Below are 14,200 nucleotides of genomic sequence, written 5' to 3' on the forward strand. Positions count from 1 at the left end.
TTAAACTCCACCTTGAAGCAAACCTCTCTTTAAGTGGACGACAAGCCAGAATCCTCAATCAACCGGAATACTGCCACCCATGTTTCTATATGTTATAATAAAGGGACAAGTCGTAAATAAATGGAGGAATTCCTCATGAGATATATCCTGCCGTTTTTAATCATCGTGCCCGCTTTGGAAATCGGGATCCTTATTCTTGCCGGTCAGACAATCGGCGTGCTTCCCACCGTGTTGATGATCATTGCAACCGGGGTCACTGGTGCTTATCTGGCAAAAAAACAAGGTCTCGAAACAATCAGGAGGGCAAGGGAAGACATGCAGTATGCCCAATTCCCCGGGGATGTGATCATCGACGGTCTCTGCATCCTTGTAGGCGGCGTATTGTTATTGACGCCGGGCTTCATTACGGATGCAACCGGATTCCTATTGCTGCTGCCCCCGACCAGGAAATTGTTCAAGCCTCTCATTTACAAACTCTTTAAAAAATGGTTCAATAACGGCAACCTGATCATTTATCGATAATAAAAAAGCACCGTTCCGGTTTTTTACCGAAACGGTGCTTCTTTTATTTTTTACCCATAATAAACTTCCAAGCATCTTCAAAAACACCTGCACGTCTTAATGTTGAAAGAATCACCAGTACGACCGGACCCACGATCAATCCGAGGAAACCAATCAGTTTGAAACCGACGAACAGAGCGATCAGTGTAGCAAGAGGATCAAGACCGATGCTTGAGGACAGCACTTTCGGTTCCATGATCTGCCGCTGAACGACGACGACTGCGTATAACACGGAAAGACCGATGCCAAGGCCTACATCCCCTGTAATGAATTCATAAGCGATCCAGGGCACGAACACCGCGCCAGTCCCGAGATACGGAAGGATATCAACCAGACCGCTTACGAGGGCGATGGTTATGGCGTAGTCGACACGAAGAATGAGCAGTCCGACCAATACGATGATAGCCGTTATCGAAATCAGCGTGAACTGGGCCCTGATGAAGCCGAACAAAGCTTTTTTCAGATCGATGAATACCGTCCTTCCGCTCTCCATTGCCCTGCCGGGAACGAATTTTTCGGCTTTGGCAGACAGTTTGTACCAGTCTTTACTGATGAAGAAGGTTGCCAGTGCCGAAAATACGAGAACAGATGCGGCATTCGGGATCCAGGAAATAAGCTGAGGCAGCCTCTGGAAGAAGTTCTGAAGAAAATCCCCAGCCGACTGGGCGATTTTACTGCCGGCAGTTTCAATGTTTTCGAGTATAGTATTCTGCTGTCCTGCATCAAGGTTTTTGAAAAGTCCGGCGATCTGGTGGTAAAAAGGCATCACCTGGCCCACAATGAAGTTTTCTGCATAGGTCACCAGTGTGCGGACGTGTTCCGGCAGCACTTCCGATAAGTAGTTTGCACCTGATACAATTTCTGCTATCAGCAAAGTGATCAAACCTGCAAAAGCCCCGATGATCAAAAACAGGGATATGACGACCGCCCACACCCTCGGAAGTCTGCCTTTGGATTCAAGCCAGTTGACGAAAGGATTGATCAAGAGGGCAATCCCGACAGCAATGACGAACGGATAGGCAAGTTTCCATATGTAATACAAAGCAAATAAAGAAAGGATGATGATGCTTACCACTATAAGAAAGCGGATGGTTCTGTAAACATATTCCAAGTTCAACTGAGTTCCCCCTGACCTGTCTATTACTTCCTATTTTATAAGAGTCATTAAATGAAAGAAAGTTCTAAATTTAATAATTTTATACTATTCACACCGGCAGACAGAAAGGATTTTTAAAGCTTTTTTCATTGTTTTAGTCCGGTACAGTCAGAAAGTTTTATTTTTCTAGTAAAATAATTTTAGACAAATTCGAGCGTTTTCGTTCACAAATGTCAGATAATTGTTTATAATAGAAAATGTAAGCGCATCCCAAGCGCTGTTTTCCCTGCTGGTCTTTATCGTACAGGGAATCATTTTTTGTGCAGGGATTGAGCAATCGCTCAACATTGGAAATGTAATGATTTAAATGCCCTCAACAGGTAATTTTACTTACTTATTTTAAACAAGCCCGCTACAAATTTTCGTGCAGGGTTTTATGCTCATATGAAAATGGGTAAAAGGGAAATACATTCAGAAGGAGAGATTATTATGACAGCGACTCGCGGACTAGAAGGTGTTGTAGCCACTACTTCATCCATCAGTTCAATCATTGACGACACTCTTACATATGTCGGCTATAACATTGATGACTTAACCAACAATGCCACTTTCGAAGAGGTAATCTATTTGCTGTGGCATCTGAAGCTGCCAACTAAATCGGAGCTGCAGGAGCTGACAGATCAGCTCGCGGACAATATGGCCCTTCCACAGGAAGTGCTTGATCACTTCAAGATGTACAACATCAAGGAAGTACATCCTATGGCCGCTTTGCGTTCAGCCGTGTCTTTGCTTGGTTTATATGATGATCAGGCGGACGTGATGGAAGAAGAAGCGAACTATATGAAAGCTGTTCGCCTTCAAGCGAAGATCCCGACGATTGTAACAAGCTTCGCAAGGATCCGTAACGGCCAGGAGCCGATTGCACCACGTAAGGATCTTGGTTTCGCTGCCAACTTCCTGTACATGCTGACAGGCAAAGAACCTGAACCGATCGAGATCGAAGCGTTCAATAAGGCACTCGTCCTTCATGCGGACCATGAGTTAAACGCTTCCACATTCACTGCACGTGTATGTGTAGCCACACTTTCCGACGTGTACTCAGGTGTTACTGCCGCAATCGGGGCACTTAAAGGACCGCTGCACGGCGGAGCCAACGAGCAGGTTATGAAGATGCTTACCGAAGTGGGGTCTGTCGAGAATGCGGAAGCGTATATTCTGGACAAGCTTGAGAAAAAAGAGAAGATCATGGGCTTCGGCCACCGTGTTTACCGTCAGGGAGACCCGCGCGCCAAGCATCTTAAAGAAATGTCCAAAAAGCTGACTGAGCTTAGAGGAGAAAGCAAATATTATGAAATGTCTGCGAAGATCGAAGAAGTCTTCACAGCAAATAAAGGGCTTCCGCCAAATGTTGATTTCTATTCAGCATCTGTCTATCACAGCCTCGGCATCGATCATGACCTGTTTACACCGATCTTTGCTGTCAGCCGTGTATCCGGCTGGCTCGCTCATATCCTGGAGCAATATTCCAACAACCGTTTAATCCGTCCTCGTGCCGATTATATCGGGCCTGGCAAACAGGAATATGTTCCCGTTGATGAAAGAGGTTAATCATCGATATTTACAAATAGTAAAAATATTGGTGTAATGAATAAGGAGGGGAATGACGATGACTGCCATGCTGCACTTATCGGTCATCCCCTTTGATAATGAATGAATATGGAGGTTACATAATGACACAAGGTGAAAAAATTACAAACCAAAACGGCCAGCTTAATGTGCCGAATAATCCAATCGTTCCGTTTATCGAAGGTGACGGTACTGGTCCTGATATCTGGGCTGCAGCTCAGCGCGTACTTGATGCGTCAGTAGAAAAAGCTTACAAAGGCGAACGTAAAATCGAGTGGAAAGAAGTTTATGCCGGCGAAAAAGCATTCAACAAAACAGGTGAATGGCTTCCAAATGATACGCTTGAAGCAATCCGTGAGTATTTCATTGCCATCAAAGGACCACTTACGACTCCTGTAGGAGGCGGAATCCGTTCATTGAACGTTGCCCTTCGCCAAGAGCTTGACCTATTCACATGCCTGCGTCCTGTGCGCTACTTCGAAGGTGTGCCTTCTCCTGTAAAGCGTCCTGAAGATACTGATATGGTCATCTTCCGTGAAAATACAGAAGATATCTATGCGGGTATCGAATATGCGAGTGGTTCTGATGAAGTGAAGAAACTCATCAGCTTCCTTCAAGACGAAATGGGCGTAAACAAAATCCGTTTCCCTGAAACATCCGGAATCGGTATCAAGCCTGTATCTGAAGAAGGTACATCCCGCCTTGTCCGTGCTGCCATTAATTATGCCATCACTGAAGGCCGTAAATCAGTTACGCTTGTACACAAAGGGAACATCATGAAGTTCACTGAAGGTGCATTCAAAAATTGGGGTTACGAGCTTGCTGAGAAAGAATTCGGCGATAAAGTATTCACTTGGGCTCAATACGATAAAATCAAAGACGCTGAAGGCGTTGACGCAGCTAACAAAGCACAGTCTGAAGCAGAGGCTGCAGGCAAGATCATCGTCAAGGATTCAATCGCTGATATCTTCTTACAACAAATCCTTACACGTCCGGCTGAGTTCGATGTCGTTGCTACAATGAACCTGAACGGAGACTATATTTCTGATGCGCTTGCTGCACAAGTAGGCGGAATCGGGATCGCTCCTGGAGCGAACATCAACTATGAGTCCGGCCATGCCATTTTCGAAGCGACTCACGGTACTGCTCCTAAATATGCAGGAATGGATAAGGTTAACCCTTCTTCAGTCATCCTTTCAGGAGTGCTTATGCTTGAGCACCTTGGATGGACAGAAGCAGCTAATCTAATCACTAAATCAATGGAAAAAACAATCGCTTCTAAAGTTGTGACATATGACTTTGCCCGTCTGATGGATGGTGCGACTGAAGTGAAATGTTCTGAATTCGGTACTGCATTAATCGAAAACATGGAATAATATAAACAGCAGAAGCATTCCTTTCATAGGGATGCTTCTGTCTTATATAAAATACATAGGATGAACAGGAGGAATCATCATTATGACAATTAAACGCAGAAAAGTTTCAGTGATCGGCGGAGGTTTTACAGGTGCGACGACTGCACTCATGCTGGCGCAAAAAGAGCTTGGAGATGTGGTACTTGTTGATATTCCCCAGATGGAAGACCCTACAAAAGGGAAAGCCCTCGATATGCTTGAAGCAAGTCCGGTTCAAGGCTTTGATGCAAACATCATCGGTACATCAAACTATGAAGACACAAAGGACTCCGATGTGGTTGTCATCACTGCAGGAATTGCCCGCAAGCCCGGGATGAGCCGTGACGACCTTGTTCAGACAAACCAGAAAGTCATGAAATCTGTTACAGAGCAAATTGTCAAATATTCTCCAAACTGCTATATCATCGTATTGACTAATCCGGTCGATGCCATGACTTACACGGTCTTCAAAGAATCAGGATTCCCGAAAGAACGGGTAATCGGTCAGTCCGGTGTCCTTGACACAGCCCGTTTCCGTACATTCGTTGCACAGGAATTGAATCTGTCCGTGAAAGATGTGACTGGATTTGTTCTTGGCGGACATGGAGATGATATGGTTCCGTTGATCCGTTATTCCTATGCAGGAGGAATCCCATTAGAGGCCTTGATTCCAAAAGACCGCCTCGATGCCATTGTGGAACGCACACGTAAAGGCGGAGGCGAAATCGTCGGCCTGCTGGGCAATGGGTCTGCATACTATGCCCCGGCCGCATCCCTCGTTCAAATGGTCGAAGCGATCCTGAAAGACCAGCGACGAGTCATCCCGGCAATCGCGTACCTTGAAGGCGAATACGGATTCGAAGGCATCTACCTCGGAGTGCCGACCATCCTCGGAGGAAACGGCCTCGAAAAAATAATCGAACTAGAACTGACAGAAGAAGAACAATCAGCACTCGCCAAATCAGCCGACTCCGTAAAAAACGTCATGTCATCATTGGCATAGATATAATTATAGCCAGTTCCATAAAGAAATGGAGCTGGCTATTTTAATGATTTTGCTGACACCATATTGAATATTCAGAGTGGATTGTAGCGGAAGGCACTTGACTCCGACGGGAGATAGAGGAAATGTCGAGACCCCGCAGGAGCGCAGCGACGAGGAGGCTCGACTTCCTCCCCGGGGAATCTTGTGCCTGCAGCGGAAAGGAACGGTCAACATATTTGCCCATAAAAATAGTTGAACTGGATAAAATAAGAAAGATTGAAATTTATATTTCTCTAGCAGCTTAAAATCCCTTTGATTGGAAAGTCTATAAATGATATTATAGTAATATACAGATAATAATGACTATTTCTATTATTGTAAATTGTATGCGTTTACATACGGAGGTGCTTCTTATGTTACTGGGCAAGAAAAGAAAACTGGGAAGAAAAATAGACGAAATGACAGTAGGGGAAAAATTGACATTAACCGAAAAAATAGAAGACAATGACCTGCTTCTGTATCTCGGCTTGACGAATGACGCCAACCCACTGTACATCCAGCACGATTATGCGTCCCAGACCCCTTTTAAAAAGCCGATCGTCCCATCCATCATGCTGACAGGGATCATCACGTCTGCCGTGTCAAAGTATCTGCCGGGACCCGGTTCGCACATCATTGAACAGAATATCGATTTTCCAAAGCCGGTATACCATTATGCAACAATCCAGTTCCTATTTGAGGTCACGGAAGTGGAGCCGTCTTCCCATACTGTCACCATCACCGTCACAGCGGTGAATGAAGATGACGAAAAAGTGATAAATGGAACAATAAAAGTCTGCCCGCCGCACAGGCTTGAAAAAATGAACAGCCATGCACTTGAAAACTTTTAACATGATAAGCGATACGAAAAGCTATAGAATCCTGATTGGATTGTATAGCTTTTTTAATTTGCACATACTAATACTATCTTTAGGGTATGGCCATGCCATCGAATTGTATTATAATGAAACTACAATTACATAATATCGTTGGATGATGGGGTTAATTTCTGATAGTTGGAGGCACAAAAATGAACAAAACAATCCTGGTGGTAGAAGATGAGCAATCGATCGCGACTTTGTTGAAGTATAACCTTGAGCAATCGGGTTATTCGGTCATTACGGCAAATGATGGTGAAGAAGGAATGAACATGGCACTTGAACAGCTGCCTGACTTAATGATCCTTGATTTAATGCTCCCAAAGATGGACGGGATCGAAGTGTGCAAGGAATTGAGGCAGAAAAAAATGAATATTCCTATCCTTATGCTGACGGCCAAGGATGATGAATTCGATAAAGTCCTTGGACTCGAGCTTGGAGCAGACGATTATATGACAAAACCTTTCAGCCCGAGGGAAGTAGTGGCAAGGGTAAAGGCAATCCTGCGCCGGAGCCAGGCGATCAAGGGTGCGGTCGAACCTGAAGAACCTGCTGATTATAAAGAAGTTGGAGAATTGAAAGTGTACCCCGAGCAATATGAAGCGTATTTCCAAGGTCAATTATTGGAATTGACGCCTAAAGAATTTGAACTGCTTCTCCACTTGGCAAACAACAAAGGGAGAGTATTGACAAGGGACCATCTTCTCAGTGCTGTATGGAATTATGATTTCGCGGGTGATACCAGGATTGTCGATGTACATATCAGCCATCTCCGTGAAAAGATTGAGCCTGATACGAAGAAACCCGTGTATATTAAAACCATCCGCGGGCTTGGCTATAAGATGGAGGAGCCTAGAAATCAATGACAAAATTCAGGACGAAGCTCCTTTTTGCCCTGATAACATTAATCATCTTTGTATTGGTCGGCCTCGGTCTGGTATTGGGCCAGATATTTGAAAACTTTTACATGGACACCTTTAACTCCAGGATCCAGAAGGAATCCAGGTTATTGGCCAATTCAATCGAAGAGAACAGAAGGCTGGGGGAAATCAATCCTTCCATGATTGAGGAATTAAGCGATATATTGGATGTCCGGATCTCGATCCTTGATGAGTCGGGAAAAGTCATTCATGATACGGAGTCAGCTGATCCAAGGCTCAAAGATCAGCAAAAGCAGATGATCAAGAAAATCGGTGAAAACTGGGATGTCAAAACCAAGCATAAAAAACTTGTGTATTCAGGCAAGGAATACCGTTATTATTGGTATCCGCTCAGAAAAGCGGATGGCAGTATGGAAGGCCTCCTGATAATGAGTACCGAAGTAGATGCGCTGGAAAAGGGTACGGGCCAGATCTGGCTTGTCCTTGCCGTGTCCCTGGGTCTCGCATTGATTCTCATCATCATCCTTGGATCAAGGATCACGGTCCGCTATACGAAACCGGTCGAATCTGCCACCAAAGTGGCGATGGAACTTGCAAAAGGTAATTTCAGGGCAAGGACGTATGAAGATCATATGGATGAGACCAGCATGCTGAGTTCCTCAATCAACATCCTGGCGAGGAATCTGCAGGAAATGATCACTTCCCAGGAAATGCAGCAGGACCGTCTAACCACCCTTGTGGAAAACATGGGAAGTGCGATGCTTCTCATTGATCACCGCGGCTATGTGGTCTTGACGAACCGGACATTCAGGGAGTTTTTTAACCTGAATGAAAGCCAGTTGAGGAAGGTGCGATATCATGAAGTAATCCACCACCAGCAAGTGAATAAGCTGGTGGAGGAAATCTTCATGACGGAGGACCGGGTAAGGAGGCAGATCCTCCTCCCTCATAAAATTGAACGAAGGCATTATGAAGTGTACGGTGCACCGATCATTGGTCAGAATGATGAATGGAAAGGGATTGTCGTCGTTTTTCATGATATTACGGAATTAAAGAACCTGGAGCAGATGAGAAAAGACTTTGTTGCCAATGTGTCCCATGAGCTGAAGACGCCGATCACATCGATCAAGGGGTTTTCTGAAACGTTGTTGGATGGTGCCATGAATGATAAAGAAGCGCTGAAGTCTTTCCTTGAGATCATCCTGACTGAAAGTGACCGCCTGCAGACACTTATCCAGGATTTACTTGAGCTGTCGAAAATCGAAAAGCATGGTTTTGAGCTTTCCCTGGATAAACAAGAGATTTCAGGGCTGGTGGGGGAAGTCCTGCCCATTTTGAAAGATCGGGCCGAAAGGAAAGACATCACCATACACAGCAGATTCGATTCACCTGGAACAGCAGAAGTCGATTCCTACCGGATGAAGCAGGTTTTCATCAATTTGATTTCCAATGCGATTGTTTATACTCCGAAAGGCGGGGACGTCATCATTTCCATTACGGAAGATAGGGAGAACATCCATGTTTCGATCAGTGATAACGGAATCGGGATCAGTGAGGAGGAGCTTCCGAGGATCTTTGAACGTTTCTACCGCGTTGACAAAGCGAGGAGCAGGAACTCGGGCGGTACCGGTCTCGGGCTCGCCATCGTCAAACATATTATCGAAGCGCATGAAGGGAAGATTGAAGTGGAGAGCCGGTTGAATGAAGGCACAACATTTAAATTGACGATTCATAAACAGTTTCCCGACCCTTCATTCAGAGAAAAAAGTAGAAACTGATCCATTCTCTTACTGATTTTTTACAATTCATTTACAATGGGTTAAACAGAAATTAATAAAGTGCTGATACTATAATAGATGAAACCCCTTCATCCAAGGAGTGAAGAAAAGGCGAGAACCAACCCCGTTCTCGCCTTTTCGCATGTTTATCTTTCCTTCCCCTTTTGTAATATTATTGAAACCTTTTTGCCTTTTATCCGTATAGATTAGTAGTCGACTAATATGATAGAGATAACTGCAACTAGGAAAGGGGAGGAAGTTTTTGAGCCTGAAACGCATTTATACGATTACCGGTATGGTGATTGCCGCTCTGATATTAATTCTTGTATTAATTACATCCTGGTACACGGTTGATGAATCCGAACAGGCGCTCGTTTTGACATTCGGGGAAGCGGGTGAGCCTGTCGTGGAGCCTGGACTTCATTTTAAAATGCCTTGGCCGATGCAATCGGTAGAAGTACTGTCCAAAGAAACATTCAGTCTTCAATTCGGTTATGAAGAAAGTGAAGGTAAAATAAAGGATTTTCCGAAAGAAACGAAAATGATAACGGGGGATGAATATATCGTCCTTGCTGACCTGGTGGTACAATGGAAAATCACCGATCCCGAAAGTTACTTATTCAATTCAGATGATCCGAAGGAAATTTTGTATGACGCGACTTCAGCTTCCTTGAGGAGCATTATTGGAAGTTCACTCATCGACGACGCCTTGACCTCAGGGAAAGCAGAAATCGAAGCCAATGTCAGGGATTTATTAACGAGTCTGATCGATGAGTACGATATCGGTATATCCATTCTGGCAGTCAAGCTGCAGGATGTTGAACTGCCGAACGACGAGGTGCGCAGCTCCTTTACTGCAGTCACCGACGCACGCGAAACAATGAATACGAAAATCAACGAAGCGAAGAAGTACCGCAATCAGCGCACGAATGAAGCACAGGGTGAAAAAGATGCTATCATATCAAGAGCAAAAGGTGACAAAATTGCCCGTGTCGAGCAGGCCCGCGGGGATGTAGCGGTCTTTGATAAGCTATATACGGAATACAAGGGCAATCCGGAAATCACCCGGAAGCGGCTCGTCCTCGAAACCCTCGAGAATGTCCTGCCTGAAGCTGAAATCTATATTATGAAGGATAACGGGGAGACCCTTAAATACTTCCCGATCAGACAGCTTGAAAATCAGACACCGCCGCAAAAACAGGAAGGGAGTGAGGAATAATGACCGAGCAGAATGTCTTTGACTTGAAGTCGAAACAGAAGGAACCGGTTGAATGGAAAAGATACAGAAAGCTGGGCATCTTCATTATCCTCCTCCTTGCAGCGATCCTTCTTCTATTTACAAGCCTTTATATTGTGAAAGAAGGTGAATACAAAGTGGTGAGGCAATTCGGGGAAGTGGTGAAAATTGACAAGGAACCGGGTCTGAAAGCGAAGATTCCGTTCATTCAATCCGTCACCACGCTGCCGAAGCATCAGATGACGTATGATGTAACAGAAGCAGAAATCAACACTAAGGATAAAAAGCGGATGTTGATTGATAATTTTGCGGTGTGGAGCATTGAAGATCCACTGAAGATGATCAAAAATGCGAGGACGGTAGTGAATGCCGAGACGAAAATGGAAGAGTTCATTTATTCTGTCGTCCGCGCCGAACTCGGCCGATTGAATTATGATCAAATCATCAATGATGAGAAATCCTCACGCGGCAGCCTGAATGATCAAATCACAAAAAAAGTGAATGAGCTTCTGTCCAAAGATGGATATGGAATCGTCGTAAAAGACGTGCGCATGAAACGGACTGATCTGCCGGAGGCAAATGAAAACTCTGTTTATACCCGCATGATTTCCGAACGTGAATCAAAGGCCCAGGAATATCTGTCGATGGGTGATGCAGAGAAGCAGAGGATTACAGCCGATACAGACAGGGAAGTTAAAGAGCTCCTTGCAAAGGCAAGCGCAGATGCCAATGTCATCCGCGCCGAGGGTGAATCGGAAGCAGCAAAAATCTACAATAATTCATTCTCAAAGGACCCAAGTTTCTATGACTTATTTAAAACCCTGGAAACATATAAGAAGACGGTGGATGATAAAACAGTCATCATCCTTCCATCTGATTCACCGTATGCCCGATTGCTGATGGGCTATACAGAATAATGGATAAGCCCTTCCGGATTAGGACCCATCTTCCCGGAGGGGCTTATTTTTCCTTTCTGACTGCGGCATGATAGAATAAAAGAAGATATATGGAAAAAATCCCGGCAATCTCATGCCGGCAATCATATAAGTATTTTACCTTTTAAGGAGGTCCATCCATGGCGAAGAAATTAGTATTGATTGACGGGAACAGTATCGCATACCGCGCATTTTTTGCCCTGCCGCTGTTGAACAATGACAAGGGTGTACATACAAATGCAGTATACGGTTTCACTACCATGCTGCAAAAGATCCTCGAAGATGAAAAGCCTTCTCATATCATGGTCGCTTTCGATGCAGGAAAGACGACTTTCAGACATAAGACGTTCAAGGAATATAAAGGGGGGAGACAAAAGACACCTCCTGAGCTGTCAGAACAGTTCCCTTACATCAGGGAGCTTCTGGATGCATATGGCATCAAACGGTATGAAAAGGAAAACTATGAAGCGGACGATATTATCGGGACCCTCTCCCTTCAGGCGGAAGCAGACGGATATGAAGTCAAGATTTTTTCGGGTGACAAGGACCTGACTCAGCTCAGCACGGATAAAACCACCGTATGCATCACGAGAAAAGGGATCACCGATCTTGAAATCTATACGCCTGACCATATCAAGGAAAAGTGGGAAATATCCCCGGATCAGATCATTGATATGAAAGGACTGATGGGAGACAGCTCCGATAATATCCCGGGTGTGCCGGGCGTCGGTGAAAAAACTGCGATCAAGCTGCTGAAGGAGTTTGGTTCCGTAGAAAAGCTGCTTGAATCCATCGACTCCGTAAGCGGGAAAAAGTTGAAAGAGAAGCTCGAGGAACATAAAGAATCGGCAGTCATGAGTAAGGAACTGGCCACGATCCTCCGTGAAGCGCCGATTGAAGTCAAAGTGGACGAACTTGACTATGATGGAATGGACGCAGGCAAGCTAAAGGAAGTGTTCAAGGATCTCGGCTTCAATTCCCTTCTTGAAAAAATGGGGGAAACACCCGAGGAAGAAGTACAGGAATTAGAAGAAATCTCATATGAAATCCTAAAAGAAATCGAAGGAAAACATCTTGCGAAAGAAAGTTCATTATATATCGAGATGCTCGAAGACAACTACCATCTCGGTTCCATCATCGGAGTGAGCATGCACAATGAGAAAGGGACATTCTATTTTTCACTGAATGCAGCACTGAAATCGGAAGACTTCAAAGAGTGGGCGGAAAGTGATGAGAATAGAAAATATGTGTACGATTCGAAACAGACAGTCGTTTCACTGAAAAGGCACGGCATCGATATCAAGGGAATTGAATTCGATTTATCCTTGACATCCTATATTTTAAATCCATCTTCTTCAGGCGACGATTTTGCCTCGATTGCAAAAACACACGGCCTTCCAGCAGTGGACAGCGATGAAGCAGTCTACGGTAAGGGAGCGAAACAGAAAGTGCCGGCTGAGGAGATCCTTTCAGAGCACCTGGCCAGAAAGGCAGCTGCCCTCTTTGAACTAGAGTCAGTCTGTACGAAGGAGCTCGAGGAAAACGAACAATTGGAATTGATCAATGAGCTGGAGCTTCCGTTGGCATTGATTCTTGCTGAAATGGAGTATACAGGGGTCAAAGTGGACAAACAACGCTTACTCCATATGAAAGAAGAACTTGGTACGAGGATTGAAGAGCTTGAGAAGAAAATCCACGAGCTCGCAGGGGAAAACTTCAATATCAATTCCCCGAAACAGCTGGGTGTCATTCTTTTTGATAAGCTGGGACTGCCGGTCGTCAAGAAGACAAAGACGGGCTATTCAACTTCGGCGGATGTATTGGAAAAGCTTCAATCGAAGCATGACATCATTGACTATATCCTTCACTACCGTCAACTAGGAAAGCTGCAGTCCACTTATCTGGAAGGTCTGCTGAAAGTGATCCATGAAGATTCAGGCAAAATCCATACGCGGTTCAATCAGGCACTGACGCAGACCGGGAGATTGAGTTCAATCGATCCGAACCTGCAAAATATCCCGATCAGGCTCGAGGAAGGCAGGAAGATCCGTCAGGCCTTCATTCCATCCGAAAAGGGCTGGGTGATGTTTGCCGCTGATTATTCACAAATCGAGCTCAGGGTGCTTGCCCATATTGCCGGGGACGAAAAACTGATCGAAGCATTCCGCAATGATATGGATATCCATACGAAAACGGCAATGGATGTTTTCGGGGTTTCAAAGGAGGAAGTCACCTCGAATATGAGGCGGCATGCAAAAGCGGTCAATTTCGGGATAGTATATGGTATCAGTGACTACGGACTTTCACAGAGTCTTGATATTACCCGTAAGGAAGCAGGGGAGTTCATCAAGAAGTACCTGGAAAGCTTCCCGGGTGTCAAAGAATATATGGATGACATCGTTCAGGAAGCGAAGCAGAAAGGTTTCGTCCAGACGCTTCTGAACCGCCGCCGCTATCTGCCTGAGATCACGAGCAGGAATTTCAACCTCCGCAGCTTTGCGGAACGGACAGCGATGAATACCCCGATTCAGGGAAGTGCCGCCGATATCATCAAGAAAGCGATGATCGATATGGCCTTGCGCCTGAAAGAGGAAAACCTTCAATCTCGCTTACTGCTGCAGGTGCACGATGAATTGATCTTTGAGGCACCTGAAGATGAAATAGAAATATTGAAGAAAATCGTACCTGAAGTAATGGAAAATGCGATGGAACTGGAAGTGCCGCTCAAGGTAGATTATTCTTACGGACCGACCTGGTACGACGCAAAATAAGCAGCCATAAGGAGGTACC

Annotated in this window: 11 protein-coding genes; 10 read left to right on the forward strand and 1 reads right to left on the reverse strand. The window is 45.0% G+C overall.

The window, feature by feature from the left end; translation table 11 throughout:
- Nucleotides 1-135: 135 nt before the first annotated feature.
- Entirely contained in the window at nucleotides 136-522 is a 387-nt protein-coding gene (locus tag ACKA06_RS12155; RefSeq protein WP_411159763.1) for an FxsA family protein, read from the forward strand.
- Nucleotides 523-565: 43 nt separating this feature from the next.
- Here the strand turns inward: ACKA06_RS12155 and ytvI are convergent, their stop codons facing one another.
- Nucleotides 566-1,678 (reverse strand): sporulation integral membrane protein YtvI, encoded by a 1,113-nt coding sequence (ytvI, locus tag ACKA06_RS12160; protein WP_411159764.1) that lies wholly within the window; start codon nucleotides 1,676-1,678, stop codon nucleotides 566-568.
- Nucleotides 1,679-2,146: 468 nt separating this feature from the next.
- Between ytvI and citZ the strand changes: the two genes are divergently transcribed.
- From citZ to polA, 9 genes are all read left to right on the forward strand, one after another.
- Nucleotides 2,147-3,265, forward strand: coding sequence for a citrate synthase (gene citZ / locus ACKA06_RS12165; RefSeq protein ID WP_032087367.1), 1,119 nt, complete (start codon nucleotides 2,147-2,149; stop codon nucleotides 3,263-3,265).
- A 122-nt stretch (nucleotides 3,266-3,387) separates the two neighbouring features.
- Entirely contained in the window at nucleotides 3,388-4,659 is a 1,272-nt protein-coding gene (gene icd, locus ACKA06_RS12170) for an NADP-dependent isocitrate dehydrogenase (RefSeq protein WP_032087368.1), read from the forward strand.
- An 82-nt stretch (nucleotides 4,660-4,741) separates the two neighbouring features.
- Complete coding sequence (mdh, locus tag ACKA06_RS12175; protein WP_032087369.1) at nucleotides 4,742-5,680, forward strand: malate dehydrogenase; 939 nt, start codon at nucleotides 4,742-4,744, stop codon at nucleotides 5,678-5,680.
- A 395-nt stretch (nucleotides 5,681-6,075) separates the two neighbouring features.
- On the forward strand, nucleotides 6,076-6,552 hold the full coding sequence (locus ACKA06_RS12180; protein WP_032087370.1) for a MaoC family dehydratase: 477 nt from the start codon (nucleotides 6,076-6,078) through the stop codon (nucleotides 6,550-6,552).
- Between the two features lie 179 nt (nucleotides 6,553-6,731).
- Nucleotides 6,732-7,445, forward strand: coding sequence for a response regulator (locus ACKA06_RS12185; protein WP_411159765.1), 714 nt, complete (start codon nucleotides 6,732-6,734; stop codon nucleotides 7,443-7,445).
- Complete coding sequence (gene pnpS / locus ACKA06_RS12190; RefSeq protein WP_411159766.1) at nucleotides 7,442-9,238, forward strand: two-component system histidine kinase PnpS; 1,797 nt, start codon at nucleotides 7,442-7,444, stop codon at nucleotides 9,236-9,238. The genes ACKA06_RS12185 and pnpS overlap by 4 nt, the downstream gene beginning before the upstream one ends.
- A 295-nt stretch (nucleotides 9,239-9,533) precedes the next feature.
- Nucleotides 9,534-10,457 (forward strand): FtsH protease activity modulator HflK, encoded by a 924-nt coding sequence (hflK, locus tag ACKA06_RS12195; RefSeq protein WP_411159807.1) that lies wholly within the window; start codon nucleotides 9,534-9,536, stop codon nucleotides 10,455-10,457.
- The gene (gene hflC, locus ACKA06_RS12200) at nucleotides 10,457-11,392 is read left to right on the forward strand and encodes a protease modulator HflC (RefSeq protein ID WP_411159767.1); all 936 of its coding nucleotides are present in this window, start codon (nucleotides 10,457-10,459) and stop codon (nucleotides 11,390-11,392) included. Before hflK ends, hflC begins: the two co-directional genes overlap by 1 nt.
- A gap of 158 nt (nucleotides 11,393-11,550) precedes the next feature.
- Nucleotides 11,551-14,181 (forward strand): DNA polymerase I, encoded by a 2,631-nt coding sequence (gene polA / locus ACKA06_RS12205; protein WP_411159768.1) that lies wholly within the window; start codon nucleotides 11,551-11,553, stop codon nucleotides 14,179-14,181.
- The last annotated feature ends 19 nt before the right edge of the window (nucleotides 14,182-14,200 follow it).

Source organism: Rossellomorea oryzaecorticis (genome assembly GCF_045897515.1).
Taxonomy (GTDB): domain Bacteria; phylum Bacillota; class Bacilli; order Bacillales; family Bacillaceae_B; genus Rossellomorea; species Rossellomorea enclensis.